The sequence below is a fragment of the Sphingomonas sp. P3_C5 genome (genome assembly GCF_056402635.1).
Genome location: NZ_JBFUHA010000005.1, coordinates 110,908 through 129,734 on the forward strand (window position 1 = coordinate 110,908; position 18,827 = coordinate 129,734).

General features: G+C 64.5%; 18 protein-coding genes. 15 read left to right on the top strand and 3 right to left on the bottom strand.

Features of this window, described 5'->3' with window-relative positions:
- Nucleotides 1–13: 13 nt before the first annotated feature.
- Nucleotides 14–1,954: an acetate--CoA ligase gene (gene acs, locus AC1DVS_RS13935; RefSeq protein ID WP_478023962.1), complete on the bottom strand. Its 1,941-nt coding sequence runs from the start codon at nt 1,952–1,954 to the stop codon at nt 14–16.
- 110 nt (nt 1,955–2,064) lie between these two features.
- On the opposite strand from acs, the gene AC1DVS_RS13940 reads away from it, so the two are divergent.
- The 5 genes from AC1DVS_RS13940 (at nt 2,065) to AC1DVS_RS13960 (ending at nt 5,592) form a co-directional block, all read left to right on the top strand.
- On the top strand, nt 2,065–3,078 hold the full coding sequence (locus tag AC1DVS_RS13940; protein ID WP_478023964.1) for an SDR family oxidoreductase: 1,014 nt from the start codon (nt 2,065–2,067) through the stop codon (nt 3,076–3,078).
- A 167-nt stretch (nt 3,079–3,245) separates the two neighbouring features.
- On the top strand, nt 3,246–3,848 hold the full coding sequence (locus tag AC1DVS_RS13945) for a TetR/AcrR family transcriptional regulator (RefSeq protein WP_478023966.1): 603 nt from the start codon (nt 3,246–3,248) through the stop codon (nt 3,846–3,848).
- A gap of 11 nt (nt 3,849–3,859) precedes the next feature.
- A complete protein-coding gene (locus tag AC1DVS_RS13950) occupies nt 3,860–4,417 on the top strand; it encodes an SRPBCC family protein (protein WP_478023968.1) in 558 nt (185 codons plus the stop codon).
- 19 nt (nt 4,418–4,436) lie between these two features.
- A complete protein-coding gene (locus tag AC1DVS_RS13955) occupies nt 4,437–4,775 on the top strand; it encodes a hypothetical protein (RefSeq protein ID WP_478023970.1) in 339 nt (112 codons plus the stop codon).
- A 64-nt stretch (nt 4,776–4,839) separates the two neighbouring features.
- Nucleotides 4,840–5,592: a DUF6058 family natural product biosynthesis protein gene (locus AC1DVS_RS13960; protein WP_478023972.1), complete on the top strand. Its 753-nt coding sequence runs from the start codon at nt 4,840–4,842 to the stop codon at nt 5,590–5,592.
- On the opposite strand, the gene AC1DVS_RS13965 is transcribed toward AC1DVS_RS13960, so the two are convergent.
- Complete coding sequence (locus AC1DVS_RS13965; protein ID WP_478023974.1) at nt 5,589–6,332, bottom strand: HD domain-containing protein; 744 nt, start codon at nt 6,330–6,332, stop codon at nt 5,589–5,591. The genes AC1DVS_RS13960 and AC1DVS_RS13965 overlap by 4 nt on opposite strands.
- 40 nt (nt 6,333–6,372) lie before the next feature.
- Entirely contained in the window at nt 6,373–7,770 is a 1,398-nt protein-coding gene (locus AC1DVS_RS13970; protein WP_478023976.1) for a helix-turn-helix domain-containing protein, read from the bottom strand.
- A 105-nt stretch (nt 7,771–7,875) separates the two neighbouring features.
- Between AC1DVS_RS13970 and AC1DVS_RS13975 the strand changes: the two genes are divergently transcribed.
- The 10 genes from AC1DVS_RS13975 to AC1DVS_RS14020 all read left to right on the top strand — a co-directional run bounded on the left by AC1DVS_RS13975 (nt 7,876) and on the right by AC1DVS_RS14020 (nt 18,827).
- Nucleotides 7,876–9,402, top strand: a complete 1,527-nt coding sequence (locus tag AC1DVS_RS13975; protein WP_478023978.1) for an acyl-CoA carboxylase subunit beta — start codon at nt 7,876–7,878, stop codon at nt 9,400–9,402.
- Nucleotides 9,403–9,511: 109 nt separating this feature from the next.
- Nucleotides 9,512–10,051 carry a hypothetical protein gene (locus tag AC1DVS_RS13980; protein ID WP_478023980.1) on the top strand — a complete coding sequence of 180 codons (540 nt, stop codon included), beginning with the start codon at nt 9,512–9,514 and terminating at the stop codon, nt 10,049–10,051.
- Nucleotides 10,048–10,467, top strand: coding sequence for a methylmalonyl-CoA epimerase (mce, locus tag AC1DVS_RS13985; RefSeq protein WP_478023982.1), 420 nt, complete (start codon nt 10,048–10,050; stop codon nt 10,465–10,467). The genes AC1DVS_RS13980 and mce overlap by 4 nt, the downstream gene beginning before the upstream one ends.
- An 11-nt stretch (nt 10,468–10,478) precedes the next feature.
- A complete protein-coding gene (locus tag AC1DVS_RS13990; RefSeq protein ID WP_478023983.1) occupies nt 10,479–11,249 on the top strand; it encodes an enoyl-CoA hydratase-related protein in 771 nt (256 codons plus the stop codon).
- Between the two features lie 177 nt (nt 11,250–11,426).
- Nucleotides 11,427–11,792 carry a 3'-5' exoribonuclease domain-containing protein gene (locus AC1DVS_RS13995; protein WP_478023985.1) on the top strand — a complete coding sequence of 122 codons (366 nt, stop codon included), beginning with the start codon at nt 11,427–11,429 and terminating at the stop codon, nt 11,790–11,792.
- Complete coding sequence (gene scpA, locus AC1DVS_RS14000) at nt 11,789–13,930, top strand: methylmalonyl-CoA mutase (protein ID WP_478023986.1); 2,142 nt, start codon at nt 11,789–11,791, stop codon at nt 13,928–13,930. The genes AC1DVS_RS13995 and scpA overlap by 4 nt, the downstream gene beginning before the upstream one ends.
- 125 nt (nt 13,931–14,055) lie before the next feature.
- Nucleotides 14,056–15,042 carry a biotin synthase BioB gene (gene bioB / locus AC1DVS_RS14005; RefSeq protein ID WP_478023988.1) on the top strand — a complete coding sequence of 329 codons (987 nt, stop codon included), beginning with the start codon at nt 14,056–14,058 and terminating at the stop codon, nt 15,040–15,042.
- Nucleotides 15,039–15,275: a hypothetical protein gene (locus AC1DVS_RS14010; RefSeq protein ID WP_478023990.1), complete on the top strand. Its 237-nt coding sequence runs from the start codon at nt 15,039–15,041 to the stop codon at nt 15,273–15,275. Before bioB ends, AC1DVS_RS14010 begins: the two co-directional genes overlap by 4 nt.
- Nucleotides 15,276–17,294: an ATP-binding protein gene (locus AC1DVS_RS14015; protein WP_478023992.1), complete on the top strand. Its 2,019-nt coding sequence runs from the start codon at nt 15,276–15,278 to the stop codon at nt 17,292–17,294.
- 111 nt (nt 17,295–17,405) lie between these two features.
- Complete coding sequence (locus AC1DVS_RS14020; RefSeq protein ID WP_478023994.1) at nt 17,406–18,827, top strand: efflux transporter outer membrane subunit; 1,422 nt, start codon at nt 17,406–17,408, stop codon at nt 18,825–18,827.

Genomic DNA, 18,827 nt, shown 5'->3' on the forward strand with positions numbered 1-18,827 from the left:
GTTTTGAAAAGTCCTAAACCACCCGGTTCGCGACCAGATCATCCACCACCGCAGGATCGGCCAGTGTGCTGGTGTCGCCGAGGCTCGACACGTCGCCCTCGGCGATCTTGCGCAGGATGCGGCGCATGATCTTGCCTGAGCGCGTCTTGGGCAGGCCGGGCGCGAACTGGAGCTTGTCCGGCGCCGCAATCGGGCCGATCTCGCTGCGGACCCATTTCACCAGCTCCGCGCGAAGCTCGTCCGACGAAACCTCGCCCGAGTTGAGCGTGACATAGGCGTAGATGCCCTGGCCCTTGATGTCGTGCGGCATGCCGACAACCGCTGCTTCCGCCACCTTGGAATGCAGCACCAGCGCGGATTCGACCTCGGCGGTTCCCATGCGGTGGCCGGACACGTTGATCACATCGTCGACCCGGCCGGTGATCCACCAATAGCCATCCTCGTCGCGCCGGGCGCCGTCGCCAGTGAAATATTTGCCGGGATAAGTGGTGAAATAGGTCTGGAAGAAGCGATCATGGTCGCCCCACACAGTGCGCATCTGGCCCGGCCAGCTCCGCGCGATGACGAGATTGCCGGACGTCGCGCCCTGCAGCACCTCGCCCTCCGGATCGACCAGTTGCGGGTCCACTCCCGGCATCGGCTTGGTCGCGGAGCCCGGCTTGAGGTCAGTCGCGCCCGGCATCGGCGCGATCATCGCGGCGCCGGTTTCGGTCTGCCACCAGGTGTCGATGATCGGGCAGCGCCCCTCGCCGACGACATCATGATACCAGCGCCACGCCTCCGGGTTGATCGGCTCGCCGACCGTGCCGAGCAGCTTCAGCGACGCGCGGCTGGTCTTGGTGACGAACGCATCGCCCTCCTTCATCAACGCCCGGAGCGCAGTCGGTGCGGTGAACACCGTATGGACCTTGTGGCGGTCCACGATCTGCCAGATGCGGCTTGCGTCGGGCCATGTCGGCAGGCCTTCGAACATCAGGGTCGTCGCCCCGTTCGCAAGCGGGCCGTACAGGATATAGCTGTGCCCGGTCACCCAGCCGATATCGGCCGCGCACCACCAGACGTCGCCGGCACGGTAATCGAAGGCGAGCTCATGGGTGAGGCTCGCCCAGAGCAGATAGCCGCCCGATGTGTGCAGCACGCCCTTGGGCTGGCCGGTCGAGCCGCTGGTGTAGAGGATGAACAGCGGATCCTCGGCGCCCATCGGCTCGGCGGGGCAGGTGGCGGGCAGATCTTCAGCCGCCTCATGATACCAGATGTCGCGGCCTTCGCGCATCGTCACCGCGCCGCTCGTCGCCTTGACGACGATGACCGTCTTCAGCGCCGGCGCGCGCTCTGCCGCGGCATCGACATTGGCCTTCAGCGGAATGCGCTTGCCGCCGCGTCGGCCCTCATCGGCGGTGATCAGAAAGGCGCTGTCGCAATCGGTGATTCGCCCGGCCAGTGCCTCGGGCGAGAAGCCGCCGAACACGACCGAATGGATCGCGCCGATGCGCGCGCAGGCGAGGATCGCAAACGCGGCTTCGGGGATCATCGGCATGTAGATGGTGATTCGGTCACCCTTCTTCGCGCCCTGGCCCTTCAGCACATTGGCGAAACGGCAGACCTCCGCATGGAGCTCGCGATAGGTGAAGCGGCGCGGTTCCTCGCCGGGTTCGTCGGGCTCCCAGATCAGCGCGATCTGGTCGCCGCGCTTGGCGAGGTGGCGATCGAGACAGTTCGCGGCGACATTGAGCTTGCCGTCGGCAAACCACTGGATGCGGAAATCCTTCTCGTCGAACGACCAGTCGCCCGCGATCTCGGGGCGCTTGATCCAGTCGAGTCGCCGCGCCTGTTCGAGCCAGAAGGTTCCGGGATCGGCCAGCGAACGCCCATGGAGTTTCTCATATCCCGCCGCATCGACACGTGCGCGCTTCGCCCATTCCGAGGGTACGGGGTAGAGATCCTGATCGGACATGCTTTTCTCCTGAGCCCCCATTTGCCGGGTCGAGGGCGGGGAATGCAAGCCCGCTTGGCGAACGTTCAGTTCAATGCAACAACCTGGCGCGATAATAAGGGAGACGCGTGATGGCAGGCACGATCCTGGTCACCGGCGGCAGCGGCTATATCGCCGGCTATCTGATCCGGCAGCTCGCAGCCGAAGGCTGGACGATCCACACCACGGTCCGCTCGCTGAAGCGCGAGGCCGAGGTACGCGCCTGGCTCGGCGTGCCCGAGGCGAGCCTGCGCTTCTTCGCTGCCGACCTGATGGACGATAGCGGCTGGGCGGAGGCCGTTGCCGGGTGCAGCCACGTCGCGCATGTCGCCTCGCCCTTTCCAGCGGGGGCGGTGAAGCACGAGGACGATCTGATCGTGCCGGCACGCGAAGGTGCGCTTCGGGCACTCCGATTCGCAGCGGACGCGGGCGTAAAGCGCTTCGTGATGACGTCTTCTGTGGCGGCGATCGCTTATGGTCACGCGGGGGAGCGAACTTACACCGAGGCGGACTGGACTGACGTGAACGCCCCCGGCCTTGGCGCCTATGTCAAATCCAAGACGATTGCCGAACGCGTGGCGCGTGATTGGGTGGCCCAGAACGGCGGCATGATGGAGTTCTGTACGATCAACCCGTCGGCGGTGCTCGGACCTTTGCTGAGTGATGATTTCTCGACCTCTATCGAATTCGTGAAGCGCCTGATCGACGGGTCCATGCCGGGCTTTCCCCGCCTCGGTTTCGCGGTCGTGGATGTACGGGATCTCGCCGATCTCCATGTCCGCGCCCTCAACGCACCGAATATGGCGAACGAACGATTCATCGGCGCCGGGCCTTTCATGATGATGCGCGAGGTCGGGCAACTGCTGCGCGACCGGCTCGGCCCTGAGGCACGCAAGGTGCCGAAGCGGGTCATTCCTGATTTCGTCCTCCGGCTGATGGCGATGTTCGACGGAAGCATCAAACAGGTCGTCGGCGAACTCGGCCGGACACGCGCGGCTGATTCCGCCTATGCCCTTGCGGTCCTCGGCTGGAAGACGCGCCCTGCGGAGGATTCGATTATCGATACCGCACGAAGCCTGATCGATCGCGGAATCGTGAAAGTTTGAGGCACTTCCGACCCGTCTCCGCCGTCATGCCGGACTTGTTCCGGCATCCATCTCTCCGCGAGCGCAACAGGCGTAAGGGGCGCGGTGCGATGGACCCCGGAACAAGTCCAGGGTGACGGAATGAAGAGTTGATTGATTGGTCAATCAACTAGGCGTACATCTCTTGAGTGAGCACTCAAGAACCAAAGCAATCCACGTCGGAGCGCCTCGTCCACACGGCGATGATGCTGTTCATGGCGAAGGGCTATCAATCGACCAGCGTCGCCGACATCCTGCGCGAGGCGGGCGCGAATTCCGGCAGCCTTTACCACGCCTTCCCGACCAAGCAGGATCTGCTGCTCGCCGTGCTTGAGCGCTATCGCCAGGGCATCGGCCCAATGCTGCTCGATCCGGCATGGCAAGGCGTGGAGGACCCGATCGAACGGATCTTCGCGCTACTCGCCCGCTACCGTGCCGGGCTGGAGATGACCGATTGCACTTATGGCTGCCCGATCGGCAGCCTCGCGCTCGAAATCCACGAGCCCGATCCCCCGGTGCGCGAACTCCTCGCCGCAAATTTTGACGGGTGGGTGGCGGCGATCAAGGGGTGCCTCGATGCGGCCGTCGACCGGCTTCCTGCGGGGACCGACACGCAGGGGCTCGCCCAGTTCGTGCTGACGGTGATGGAGGGCGGCGTGATGCAGTCGCGCACGCACCGCACGCTGGAAGCCTTCGACGCTTCGGTAGCCGGCCTGCGCGACTATCTCGACCGCCTTCTGGCCGCCCGATGAGGAGAATGACCATGCACACCTTGCCCGCTCTGATCGCCCTGACGTTCTGGGCGGCTCCCGCCATGGCCGCGCCCGATCAGCCTGCTCCCACATTCGAACAGGTCAAAGGCACCGCCGGAGACGGTACGCGATTTTACGAGGATTCGCTCGTCATCGACGCGCCCGCATCGAAGCTGTGGGCCGCCTTCACCGATGTGACCGTGTACCGGCAATGGGCGGTGCCCGTCTCGGCGATCGACTTCCGCCTCGGCGGCGCGATCGAGGCCAGCTACGATCCGAAGGGCCATATCGGCGATCCGCAGAATATCAGGAATGCCTTTATCGCCTATATTCCAGGCCGCCTTCTCGTGTTCCAGAACGTGCAGGCGCCTGACCAGCGTCCGGGCAAGGCCGACTATGCCAGGACGGTGAAGACCGTCGAGTTCGAGTCGCTCGGGCCGAACCGGACCCGCGTCACCGTCTCCGGCATGGGCTTCGCAAACGGTGCGGGCTTCGACCAGCTTTATGCCTTCTTCTCGCAGGGGGACGGTCAGATGCTGGTGACGCTGAAAAAGGCGATGGAGACATAATCAACCGGGGAGAGAGCAAATGAATCGGAAGGCACTGATCATAGCCACTGACATCGGGCTGGTTCTCCAGCTGATCATGGTGATCGCCGGCCATTATCAATCGGCCATCGCGGCATGGTTCGCGATCGGCGGCATGCTGATCTCGCTCGTTGCGGGCATGACCTATGGCCGAATGGCGCGAAACGGATGGAAGGATTCGCTTGTCGGCGGAGCGCTCGCCGGCGGAATCTGCGCGCTGGTCGGAATCGCGGTGTCATGCGCGCTGGGCGATGTCGCGGCGATGATATTGGTGTTCGGCACGATCGGATCGGCAGTGGCCGGGCTGATCGGCGGGGCAATCGCGAAGCTGGTTCCCTGATCCAACTCCCATAGTTCGTCCACCCTCGAACCAATAGGGTCGCCTGCACCGCTATCGGTTCGCGATGCACGACATCTCACGGCAAGATCCGAACTATCGCTATGTCACCGAGTGGTTCTGGCCTTTCGACAGACTCGCACGCGCGGCCGGCATATCAGCCGCTGATCTGGGCGACCTGATCGAAGCCGGATGCGGTCCGGACGCGATTTACGCGTTCAGCAGCCGATATGGCTGGTGGAGTGCGCTTGCGGGCCATGTCGACGGCCATGAGGAACCGCCACCCCCGGAAGCCGAACGCTGGCTCGCGCCTGCAGCCGTCTGGGGTTTTCGGCGTGCAGTTCTGGCGCGGCGGCGGGGTGCCTCGCTCGAAGAAGCCGCCCGGCAGAATGCCGCGCTGTTCACCGAGGAGTTCATCGAAGCGCTTGAGCGCCTGCCCGAAGCGCGGTTCGGTTTTGCCGATTGTTTTGGCCCGCACGGCCTTGTCGACACGGTCGCGCGCGCCCGCGCGGCGGAGGAATGGGCAGCATGGATCGAAGGCGGATACGCGGTCTGCCTCCGGATCTTCACCGGCGAGACGTGCGTACGGAAGGAATCGCTGGGCGCCTGGCTGAAGGCGCATATCGCCAATCCCGAGAACCATCCGCTCACAGCGGACGCGGTGTTGTCGATCTGCGAGAAACTGGCGCAATTGATGCTGCCCTTCGCCCCGTGGCAGCGACCGCACGGCACACCGGGCGTGACGATCGACCGGCTAGTCGCCGATCTGGGGCTCGGCGTCGAACTCCCTTTTCGGAGCGATGACGAGGTGCCGGGTTAAAGGAAGTTATTCGGCCAGATCATCGTCCGCCACATATGCGCGGTGGGCGAGCCGTCGAAGCCGAGCCCCTCGACTGGCTGGCGGAAATTGCGGCCGATCACATCGGTCAGGAATTCCGGATCGGGCGCGGGCGTGTCGTCGAAGAAATAGCGGTCGTAAAGCGTCACCAGCCGGGCGCTCATATACCAGCGGTGCTTGCGCGCAGCCTCCGCTTCGCGCCTGATATAATCGGGCGGAACATAGTCGGCGCCGAAGAAGCGATGATAGCTTTCGGGATATTCATAGCCGACTGAGGGATCGGCGAAATAGCGCAGCGCCTGATGCTGCTGCACCGCCCAGGCGACTTCCTCATCGACATAGGGCGCAATCATCTGCGCGCCCCAATAGCCATGGTCGGCACGGATCAGGCACGCGTTGGAGATGTCGTGGAGCAGGCAGGCAAGGACGATCTTCTCCTCCTGCCCCTCGTCCAATGCGCGCTTGGCGGCGGTCAGCAGATGTTGCGCGGTGATGCCGGTGATCCGCAGGCGGAAGAAATCGAGCAGGGTCGGCGCCTGGGGCATCCGCGGCAAGGCCGGGTTGTCGCCCATCATCATGACCGTGTCGGGCCCGAGCCTGGCCAGCGCTTCATGCTCGCCGGTCGACTGCCCCGTGCCGACGATCGCGACGGGGGCCGGCACGATGATCCGCTCGCGGCCCTGTTGCGGCCACTCGGCTTCGGGAAGATGATCCATGCACATGGTTATGCTGTGCCAAATCGCGGGCACTGGCGAAAGGGGCTCACACCACCCGGTACGGCACCGTGCCCCGCATGTCGGGATCGACGCTGATCTCGCGGTCGGCGGGCGGAAAGGCGCGCTGGTCGCAATCGTCGCGCGAGCAGAGCCGGCACGAAATGCCGATAGGGATCGGCGCCGCGCTGCGATCGATCGCGTCGGCATAGACGAAATCGGCGGCGTGCTCCGCCTCGCAGCCGAGCGTGACCGCATAACGACGCGGGCTGCGGGTGAAGCTGCCGCTCGGCTTCACCAGCCCCTTGGCCATCGAGACATAGCGCACGCCATCAGGCGTCTCGGCATGCTGGACGACGATCCGATCAGGGATCGCGGCCGCCTCATGGACGATCCACAAGGGACAGGCACCGCCGAAGCGGGCGAATTGCAGCCGCGTCGCCGAATGCCGCTTGGTGATGTTGCCGGCCATATCGACCCGGCAGAAGTAAAAGGGGATGCCCTTCGCCCCGGGGCGTTGCAGCGTCGACAGCCGGTGGCAGGCCTGTTCGAAGCTCACCCCGAAATGCCGGCACAGCCGGTCGATATCGTGGCGCATCGTTCGCGCGGCGCTGCGGAAGCGGCCATAGGGCATGGTCAGTGCGCCCGCTGCATAATTGGCGAGCCCGATGCGGAGCAAGTTACGCGCTTCGTTGCTCGATACCGCGGCCGTCTCGACGATCGACTCGATCATGCCGGCGAACACCGTCGCCGCAAGCTGATGCGCGATCAGGAAGCGGCGGCTTTCAGGTGGCAATGCGCCGCCCAGCGTCAGGGTGCCGCGCTGGCGATTCAGTGCGCGCAGGGGGGCGCTGTCATCGGCTGGCGCGAGGATCGCGATGCCCAGTGAAGCGAGTCGCGCGACATAGGCTGCCTCGTCCGATCCAAGCTCCTCCGCCAGGGCTTCGGCGGCGCGATCGAGCGGATCGATATAATTGCCCGAGATATGGAACCAGTCGCGCACCGCTTCCCACGGCATGCGTGCCCCGGCTCCCGACGCGCCCGCAGCCATGCTCTCCTCGACCATTTGCAGCCGCTCCTCGGCAGTGCGTACCGCGCCGTGCAGCGCGATGATGCGGTCGGCGATCTCCGGCCGCTCCTCCGCCAGTCGGGCGATCACATCCGGCGCCGGAGATGGCGGCAGGACGGGATCGGCCAGCGCATCGGCAAGGGCTGAGAGGCGCAGCGCCGGTGCTGCGCTTTCGATCGCAGCCAGCGCGCCGGGGTGCCGCCGTCGCAATGCCGCCGTCACCGCGGGGGTCAGCGGACGGTCGCCGCTTTCGAGTTGTGAAAGATAGCTGACTGAAATGCCGAGCCGCGCAGCCATCGCGGCCTGGTTGAGTCCAGCCGACCGGCGGATCGCACGGAGCTGTTCTCCGGCATAGAGGCGGGGCGTGGGGGTGCGCATATCATGCAGTACTTCGCAAAATAACTGTTCGCAACTTCGCAAATTCACATTTGCAAAGTGCCCCGCAGCTTGAAAGAGGGGGGCATTCGTTATCCGGGAGCGCGCATGTCATCGACGATCGCCGAGCTTGAACGCAAGCGCGCAGCTGCCCGATTGGGCGGCGGCGAGAAGCGGATTGCCGCTCAGCATGCGCGCGGCAAGCTCACCGCGCGCGAGCGGCTGAACATCCTGCTCGACGAGGGATCGTTCGAGGAGCTCGACATGTATGTCGAGCATAATTGCGTCGATTTCGGCATGCCCGCCCAGACCATCCCCGGCGACGGCGTCGTCACCGGATCGGGTACGGTCAATGGGCGGCTGGTGTTCGTCTACAGCCAGGATTTCACCGTGTTCGGCGGCTCGCTTTCGGAGCGGCATGCGCAGAAGATCTGCAAGATCATGGACATGGCGATGAAGGTCGGCGCGCCGGTGATCGGCATCGCCGATTCGGGCGGCGCGCGAATCCAGGAGGGCGTGGCGTCGCTCGGCGGCTATGCCGAAGTGTTTCAGCGCAACGTTCTCGCGTCAGGCGTTGTGCCCCAGATTTCGCTGATCATGGGGCCATGCGYAGGGGGTGCCGTCTATTCCCCCGCCATGACCGACTTCATCTTCATGGTGAAGGACAGCTCCTACATGTTCGTCACCGGCCCGGATGTAGTGAAAACCGTTACAAACGAGATTGTCACGCAGGAGGAGCTGGGTGGAGCGGTGACGCATACCACGAAGTCGGGGGTCGCTGACGTGGCCTTCGAGAATGATATCGAGGCGCTGCTCGCGGCCCGCGACTTCGTGGATTTCCTTCCCGCCTCGAACCGTGAGGCGGTGCCCGAACGGCCAAGTTCAGACCCGTGGGACCGGCTCGAGGAAAGCCTCGATACGCTGGTGCCGGCCAATGCCAACCAGCCCTATGACATGCACGAGCTGATCCGGAAGACGGTCGACGAAGGCGATTTCTTCGAGGTCCAGCCGACTCATGCCGGCAACGTCATCATCGGTTTCGGGCGGATCGAAGGTCGCACCGTTGGCGTCGTCGCCAACCAGCCGATGGTGCTGGCGGGCTGCCTCGATATCAACTCGTCGAAAAAGGCCGCGCGCTTCGTGCGCTTCTGCGACGCGTTCGAAATTCCGATCGTCACCTTTGTCGATGTCCCGGGCTTCCTGCCGGGCACCGCGCAGGAGCTGAACGGCATCATCAAGCACGGTGCGAAATTGCTCTTCGCCTATGCCGAGGCAACCGTGCCCAAGATCACCGTGATCACGCGCAAAGCCTATGGCGGTGCCTATGACGTCATGGCGTCGAAGCATCTGCGTGGCGATCTGAACTATGCCTGGCCAACCGCAGAGATCGCGGTGATGGGTGCCAAGGGCGCGGTCGAAATCATCTTCCGTGGCAAGAGCGCCGCCGAAATTGCCGAGCGCACTGCTGAATATGAGGCGCGTTTCGCCAACCCGTTCGTAGCGGCATCCAAGGGTTTCATTGACGAGGTGATCCTGCCGCATTCGACCCGGCGGCGCATTGCGCTTGGCTTGCGCAAGCTGCGTGGCAAGAGCCTCGAAAATCCTTGGAAGAAACACGACAACATCCCGCTGTGACGCGCGCATTTGCATCAGCCCGGCGCGCGGCTCGCGTCACCGAGCGATCTCTTGCGCTTCGCATCGGCTTTGGCGCAGGGTTCGCACCTCAACTCAAGACAGGTGACGCATGATCCTTTTCCTGACGATGGCCCTGCAGGCTGCTGCGCCCGCCACTGCGACTCCGCCCGCACCGCCGCCGCCGCCATGGACTCCGCGCATGAAGATGGACCCGCTCACCAATCGGCCGGCGGGTTCGGTTTCGGCGACATCGCAGGACGGCAATGCCAGGCTGGTCGTCCGTTGCGATCGTCGCGTCGACAATGTCGTGTCGATCCAGTTCATCCCGACCGTGCCTTTTGCCGCCGCGACGCCACGGCCGGTGTCGATAACGGTCGATGGCGGCGCGCCGCTCGGCACGAACTGGGATTTCCCGGGCAGGGGCGCAGTGATCTCGGATCCAACAGTCGTGACCAATCTCACCGTCGCAATCGCGCACGGGAAGACGATCAAGGTCCATGTGATCGATCCATCCGAAAAGCCGCTCGACGCAACCTTCGTCGGCCCGCCGAGCGAAGCGCCGATCAAGCAGGTTGTCGAATCCTGCGGCTATACCTTTGGTGTCGCGCCTGTACCTGAGCCCGCACCGCCGGCGACGCCGAACCCATGAGCATCGGGCGCCTCAACCATATCGGTATTGCGACTCCATCGATCGAGACCTCAATCGCGCTCTATCGCGACCTGCTCGGGGCGACGAAGGTGCATCCACCGTTCGATCTCCCCGCTCAGGGGGTGAAGGTCTGCTTCATCGATACGCCCAACACTCAGATCGAGCTGATCGAGCCGCTGAACGAGAGTTCGCCGATCGCCGCGTTCATCGCGAAGAACCCGACCGGCGGGCAGCATCATGTCTGTTTCGAGGTGCCCGATATCCATGTCGCGATCGCCGATCTCACTGCAAAGGGCGCCAGGGTTCTCGGTGAACCGCGGATCGGCGCGCACGGCACGCTGATCGTCTTCGTGCACCCGAAGGATATGGGCGGCACGCTGGTCGAGCTGATGGAAACACCGCGAGAGGCGCATTGATGGCTTATGACATGATCCGCAGCGAGCGCCGGGGTGACATACTCGTTCTTACCCTCAACCGGCCCGAGCGGCTCAACGCCGCGCCGCCGCATATGTTCGATGAACTGCGCGATGCCATCGCCGATCTCGGTGGTGCCCGCGCAGTGCTGGTCGCGGGCGAGGGCCGGGCGTTCTGTTCGGGTGCCGATGTCGGAGGCGGCGCGCTCACCAGCGACGATCCGGGCGAGGCGACCTTTGAGGCGCTCACCAACCATTTCCATCGGACGATCGCAGCCTTTGCCGATCTGGCGGTGCCGGTGGTCAGCGCCGTGCGCGGACCGGCGGCCGGGATCGGTTGCAGTCTCGCGCTTGCCGCCGATTTCTGCCTCGCCAGCGAAACGGCCTATTTCCTCCAGGCCTTCGTCAATATCGGCCTGGTCCCTGACGGCGGGGCGAGCTGGATGCTGCCGCGCCTGATCGGCAAGGCGCGTGCGACTGAGATGATGATGCTCGGCGAGCGGGTTCCCGCGGCAAAGGCGTTCGAATGGGGCATGATCTACAAGGTGGTGGCTGACGACGCGCTCGACGCCGAGGCGTTCGCGCTAGCCGAGCGGCTGGCGGCGGGTCCGACCGTCGCGCTCGGCCTGATGCGCCGCGGCCTCGCCCATGCGCTCGAAGTGGATTACGCGACGGCAATGCACCGCGAGGCCGAGAACCAGCGCGCGGCGCGGGGTTCCGCGGATTCGATGGAGGGCGGCATGGCCTTTCTGCAGAAGCGCAAGCCGGCGTTCCGGGGGGCGTAGGCGGTGAAGGCGCATGTCATCGTCGACTGTGAGGCCTCGGGGCCATGTCCCGGTTTCGGGAGCATGATCTGCTTCGGCGCTTTCGTCGCTGAGCCTGAACTGGCGAGGGGCTGGCGGTCGGCGACAATTCATCCTTATTCGGATTCGCATGTCGACGCGGCTTATGCCTCGATCGGCATGACGCTCGCTCGCCATCTCGCCGAGGCGACGGAGTCGCTCGCCGAAGCAATGGTTTCGTTTGACGCGTGGCTGGAATCGCTTGCGGCGGACAGGGTGGTTTTCTGGTCGGATAACCCGGCTTTTGACTGGCAATGGATCAATCATGGCTTTGCCGTCGCAGGCTTGCGCAACCCTTTCGGCTTTTCAGCGCGACGTATCGGCGATCTTTATGCGGGCCTGACGCGAAATTTCGGCAACACTCAGGGCTGGAAGAAGCTGCGGCAGACCGTTCACGATCATGACCCGCTGAACGACGCGAAAGGAAATGCAGAGGCGCTCGTCAGCATCCTTCGCGAGCATGATCAATTAGGCAAGCTGCGATGACTGACAAACCGACCATCGAAACCTGGGCCGCCGCTGCCGCAAAGGAAGTGAAGGGCAAGGATCTCACCTGGCACACGCCGGAGGGGATCGAGGTCAAGCCGCTCTACACCGCCGCTGACGTTGCCGATATCGACCCCGGCCTGCCCGGCTTCGCGCCGTTCACGCGCGGGGTGCGCGCCTCGATGTATGCCGGGCGGCCCTGGACGATCCGCCAATATGCCGGCTTTTCGACCGCTGAAGCCTCGAACGCATTCTACCGCCGCAATCTGGCCGCCGGGCAAAAGGGCCTGTCGGTCGCCTTCGATCTCGCCACGCACCGCGGCTATGACAGCGATCATCCGCGCGTGACCGGCGATGTCGGCAAGGCCGGCGTCGCGATCGACACGATCGACGATATGAAGATCCTGTTCGACGGCATCCCGCTCGACAAGATGAGCGTCTCGATGACGATGAACGGCGCGGTCATCCCGATCCTCGCCTTCTTCATTGTCGCGGGCGAGGAGCAGGGCGTTCCTCAGGAGCTTCTGGACGGCACGATCCAGAACGACATCCTGAAGGAGTTCATGGTTCGCAACACCTATATCTACCCGCCCGAGCCGAGCATGCGGATCATCTCGGACATCATCGGCTACACCTCGCGCCATATGCCGAAGTTCAACTCGATCTCGATCTCCGGCTATCACATGCAGGAAGCCGGGGCGACGCAGCTCCAGGAGCTCGCCTTCACCATCGCCGATGGCCGCGAATATGCGAAGGCGGCGATGGCCTCGGGGCTCGATCTCGATGCATTCGCCGGACGCCTCAGCTTCTTCTTCGCGATTGGCATGAACTTCTTCATGGAAGTCGCGAAACTCCGCGCCGCGCGGAAGCTCTGGCACCGGGTGATGACCGATCTCGGCGCGAAGGACGAGCGCTCCAAGATGCTGCGCACGCATTGCCAGACTTCGGGCGTGTCGCTGACTGAGCAGGATCCGTACAACAATGTCATCCGCACCACGATCGAAGCGATGGCCGCGATGCTCGGCGGCACGCAGAGCCTGCACACCAATGCTCTCGACGAAGCGATCGCGCTGCCGACCGACTTCTCCGCCCGGATCGCCCGCAACACGCAGATCGTGATCCAGGAAGAGACCGGGATGACACACGTCGTCGATCCGCTCGGCGGCTCCTACTATGTCGAGAGCCTGACCCAGGAACTGTACGACAAGGCTTGGGAGATCATCGAACGCGTCGAGGCTGAAGGCGGCATGGCGAAAGCCGTGGCAGCGGGCTGGCCCAAGGCGATGATTGAGGAGGCCTCTGCCGGCCGTGCGGCACGGGTCGACATGGGCGAGGACGTCATCGTCGGCGTGAACAAGTACAAGCTCGCTGAAGAAGACGATATCGACATTCTCGACGTCGACAATGTCGCGGTGCGGGAATCGCAGATCGCGCGCATCCAAAAGTCGAAGGCCGGACGTGACGAGGCCAGGTGCCAAGCGGCTCTCGACGCGCTTCGCGAAGGCGCTCGGGGCAGCGAGAATGTGCTCGGTCTCGCGGTCGAATGCGCCCGCCAGCGCGCCACCCTCGGCGAGATCAGCCAGGCAATGGAAGATGTCTTCGGGCGCTACGGCACCAATCCGACGCCGGTCTCGGGCATCTACGGCGGCGCGCATGAATTCGACGCGCGTTGGAATGGCCTGCTTGAGGGCGTCGGCTCGCTGACTCACCGCATGGGTCGCAAGCCGCGTCTGCTCGTCGCGAAGATGGGTCAGGACGGTCACGATAGGGGCGCCAATCTCGTATCGTCCGCATTTGGCGATCTCGGCTTCGAGGTTGTGCCGGGCCCATTGTTCCAGACGCCCAGGGAAGCCGCTGATCTCGCGATCAAATCCGATGTTGATGTCGTCGGCGCTTCATCGCTGGCGGCTGGCCACAAGACGCTGATCCCTGAACTGATCGGCCATCTCCGCGATGCCGGCCGGAGCGACATCAAGGTGATCGCCGGCGGCGTGATCCCGGCACAGGATTACCAATATCTCCGCGACGCCGGCGTACAGGGGATTTTCGGCCCCGGCACCAATCTGGTAAGCGCCGCGACCGAAGTGTTGAAATTGCTGGGCCACAATCAGCCCCCGATCGAGGAAGCCGCGGAATGAGTGCAGTTCTTACTTTAAGCCCCTCCCCTTCAGGGGAGGGGTTGGGGGTGGGGGACTCTGCCTCGCTCGTGACGTCGCTTGAGGCACTGCCCCACCCCAACCCCTCCCCTGAAGGGGAGGGGCTTTTGAGGATCGACTGGACCCGCGCGGAAATCGCCGCCCTGTTCGATCTCCCCTTTACCGAGCTCGTCTTTCGTGCCGCCGAAACCCACCGCGCGCACCACGCCGCCGGCGAGGTCCAGCTCTGCACCCTGTTGTCGATCAAGACCGGCGGCTGCCCAGAGGATTGCGGCTATTGTTCGCAATCATCCTCGGCTGATTCCGGCCTCAAGGCCGACAAGCTGATGGAAGTGAACGCCGTTCTCGCCGCCGCCGCCGAGGCCAAGGCATCCGGCTCACAGCGTTTCTGCATGGGCGCCGCCTGGCGAAATCCCAAGGATCGCGACATGGGCGCGGTCGTCGCGATGGTCGAGGGCGTCAAGGCGATGGGCCTCGAAACCTGCATGACGCTCGGCATGCTCGAGCCGCATCAGGCGCATCAGCTCGCCAAGGCCGGACTCGATTACTACAACCACAATATCGATACCTCGCCCGAACATTATGGCGACGTCATCACCACCCGGACCTTCCAGGACCGGCTCGATACGCTGGAGAATGTGCGCGAGGCCGGCATCAATGTCTGCTGCGGCGGCATCGTCGGCATGGGCGAGAGTCGCGCTGACCGAGTCGGTTTCGTCCACGCGCTGGCGACCTTGCCGAAGCATCCCGAAAGCGTGCCGATCAACGCGCTGGTGCCGGTGAAGGGCACCGTGCTCGGCGACATGCTCGCCGACACGCCGCTGGCGAAGATCGATGATATCGAGTTCGTCCGCACCGTCGCGGTCGCGCGCATCACCATGCCGCTCAGCATGGTCCGCCTGTCGGCCGGCCGCGAAAGCATGAGCGACGCGACCCAGGCGCTCTGCTTCCTCGCCGGCGCCAATTCGATCTTCACAGGCGAAAAGCTGCTCACCACCGGCAATGCCGGCGGCGGCGCCGACGCGGCGCTGTTTGCCAAACTCGGTCTCAAGCCGATGGAGGGCGAGGAGCCGATGCGGGTCGCGGCCGAGTGATCAGGCCTCTGCTCATCGCTGTAGCGTTGATTGGTGTCGTTGGTAGTTTCGCCTCTGCGATCCGGGATATCTATCGGTTAGCCGAAAGGTTTTGCGGGCCTGACGAGGGTGGCGGCAATTGTCGTGCAATCGCGCAATATTTCGCGCTCGACGACATCGTGATGTTCGCCGTTTTCGCCTCAGCGCTGACGATCCTACTTCTGGTCTCTTTCTTCAAATCGTCGGGTAAATAGATGTTCAAGAAAATCCTGGTCGCGAATCGCGGCGAGATCGCCTGTCGTGTCATGCGTACCGCCAAGAAAATGGGCATCGCCACTGTCGCGGTCTATTCGGACGCCGACGCCCGCAGCCCGCATGTGCTGATGGCCGACGAAGCCGTCCGCCTCGGCCCGGCGCCCGCCAACGAAAGCTATCTCAAGGCCGATCTCATCCTGCTCGCCGCAAAGGAAACCGGCGCTGACTGCATCCATCCCGGCTATGGCTTCCTCTCCGAGCGCGAGAGCTTCGCCAAGGCCTGTGCCGAAGCGGGCATCGCCTTTGTCGGCCCGCCGCCGAACGCCATCGCCGCGATGGGCGACAAGATCGAGTCCAAGAAGCTAGCCAAGCAGGCCGGCGTCAACGTCGTTCCCGGCTTTCTCGGCGAGATAGATGACACCGAACATGCCGTCCGCATCGCCTCGGACATAGGCTATCCGGTGATGATGAAGGCCTCGGCCGGCGGCGGCGGCAAGGGCATGCGCCTCGCGTACAGCGAGCAGGATGTCCGCGAAGGCTTCGAAGCGACCAAGCGCGAAGGGCTCGCCAGCTTCGGCGACGACCGCGTCTTCATCGAGAAGTTCATCGAGAGCCCGCGCCACATCGAAATCCAGGTGATGGGCGACCAGCACGGCAACATCGTCTATCTCGGCGAGCGCGAATGTTCGATCCAGCGCCGCCACCAGAAGGTCGTCGAAGAGGCGCCGTCGCCCTTCGTCACGCCCGAGATGCGCAAGAATATGGGCGAGCAGGCAGTCGCGCTCGCCGCCGCCGTCGGCTATTATTCGGCCGGCACCGTCGAGCTGATCGTCTCCGGCGCCGACACATCGGGCAAGGGCTTCTACTTCCTCGAGATGAATACGCGGCTCCAGGTCGAGCATCCCGTCACTGAGTGCATCACCGGGCTCGATCTGGTCGAGCTGATGATCCGAGTCGCCGCAGGCGAACCGCTCGGTTTCACGCAGGACGACGTGAAACTCACTGGCTGGGCAGTCGAGAACCGGGTTTATGCCGAGGACCCCTATCGCGGCTTCCTGCCCTCGATCGGCCGCCTCGTGCGCTACAATCCTCCCGAGGACGCGCGTCCGGCTTACGGCCCGGTCGATGCGAAAGGCGAGGCCTATGTCCGCGTCGACGACGGCGTGCGCGAGGGCGGCGAAGTCTCGATGTTCTACGATCCGATGATCGCCAAGCTGATCACCTGGGCGCCGACCCGCCTCGAAGCGATCGACCAGCAGATCGCCGCGCTCGATTCCTTCGAGATCGAAGGGCCCGGCAACAATATCGATTTCGTCTCCGCGCTCATGCAGCACCCCCGCTTCCGCGAGGGCGCGCTGACCACCGGCTTCATCGCCGAGGAATATCCCGACGGCTTCCACGGCGCACCGGCATCGCCCGATCTGCTGCGGAGCCTCGCCGCCATCGCCGCCTTCGCCGCTACCGCCGAGGCGGACCGGGCGCGCCGCATCGACGGCCAGCTCGGCAAGCGCCTGCGCCCGCCAGCCGAATGGAGCGTGAAGATCGAGGGCGCCGAGCATCAGGTCTCGGTCTCGACTGACGGCATCCAGGTCGATGGGGAAGAGCTCGAGATCGCGCTCGAATATACGCCCGGCGACCGCGTCGTGGCGGCCGAGCTCGGCGATCACGATCTTGTCGTGAAGATCGCCCGCACCCGAGCCGGCTTCAAACTCACCACGCACGGAGCAAGCCATGTCGCCCGGGTCCTGCCAGCCCATATCGCGCCCTATGCCGCGCATCTCATCGAGAAGATCCCGCCCGATCTCTCGCGCTTCCTCCTCGCACCGATGCCTGGCCTGCTGATGCGGCTCGATGTCTCGGCCGGCGACAAGGTCGAAGCCGGCCAGTCGCTGGCGGTGGTCGAGGCGATGAAGATGGAAAATATCCTCCGCGCCGAAAAGGCCGGTATCGTCAAATCCATCAACGCCGCGCCAGGTGACAGTCTCGCGGTGGACGAGGTGATTCTCGAGATGGAATAAGGACTTGTCGGCGCCGTTGGCTCGCCCGCGGCGTCGGATTGGTTGTACCAGGTTACAAATTGCGACAATATTTCGGTGGACCCAAATCGGCACGATAGCCATTTGGACGACATGTTTCGCAACCGTATCGCCCTGTTGCTCGTCACCACGCTGTCGCTCCAGGCATGTGCGGTTGGCCCCAATTATGCGCCGCCCGCACCCGTGGCGCTGGGCGTGCCCGGCACCTATTCCACGCCAGCACCGGCCGGCGCGCCTGGCGATATTCAGGCGTGGTGGACCAACTTCAACGATCCGGAACTAACCTCGATCGTCGAACGCGCCCGGGCCGGCAATCTCGATATCGCCCAGGCCGTGGCGCGCCTCCGTCAGGCGCATGAGGCGCTGATCCAGTCGCGCGCCGATCTGGTTCCTTCGGTCTCGGGCTCGGCAGGATATAACCGCGCGCTGCTCGACAATGTCGGCGCCCGCGACAATTTCTCGCTGGGCGCGAATGTCGCCTATCAGGCCGATCTGTTCGGCGGCGTGCGCCGCGGGATCGAGGCGTCGCGCGCGACCTATGAGGCAAGCGGCTTCGATCTCGCCACCATCCAGACCTCTATCGCCGCCGAGGCAGCGCGCAACTATATCCTCGCCCGCCAGGCCCAGGCCAATCTCGCGATCGCGCGCAACTCGCTCGCCATTCAGGACGACAATCTCGAAATCACCGGCTTTCGCGTCCAGGCCGGGCTCGTCTCCTCACTAGACGTCGAGCAGTCGCGCCAGCAACGCGCGCAAACCGCCGCGACGATCCCCTCGCTCCAGCAAAGCTATCAAAGCGCGGTCAATCTGCTCGGTGTGCTGACCGGCCAGGCGCCCGGCGCGCTCAAGGCCGAGCTCGAGGCGACCGCGCCAATCCCGAAAGGCCCAGACTCGCTCGCGGTCGGCATTCCCGCCGATACGCTGCGCCAGCGCCCCGATGTCCGGGCGGCGGAACGCCAGCTCGCCGCCTCGACCGCTCAGATCGGCGTGGCCGAGGCGCAGCTTTATCCGGCCCTCAACATCACCGGCAATATCGGCACCGCCGCCAGCTCGATCGGCGGGCTCGCCAGCGTCGTCACCGGCAGCCTGTTCGCCGGGCTGACCCAGCTGATCTTCGACGGCGGCCGCACCCGCTCCCGCGTCCGCGCGCAAGAGGCTGCGGCCGAAGGCGCGCTCGCCAACTACAAGAAGGTCGTGCTGACCAGCCTCGAGGATGTCGAGAACGCGCTCACCGCGCTTCAGGCCGCCAAGGATCGCCAGGCGCAATTCGCGATCGCACTCGACGCATCGAACAACGCGGCGATCCTGTCGCGCAGCCAGTATCGCGCCGGGCTCACCGACATCACCACGCTCAACACCAATGAGAGCGCCCTGCTCTCCGCGCAGAATGGGCTCTCCAACGCCCGGGCCGATCAGGCGCAAGCGCTCGTCCAGCTTTATCTGGCGCTTGGCGGCGGCTGGGACAGCAACAGCGTCCCACAGGCACCCGCCAAAGCCCAACTGCCCCGGGAATGA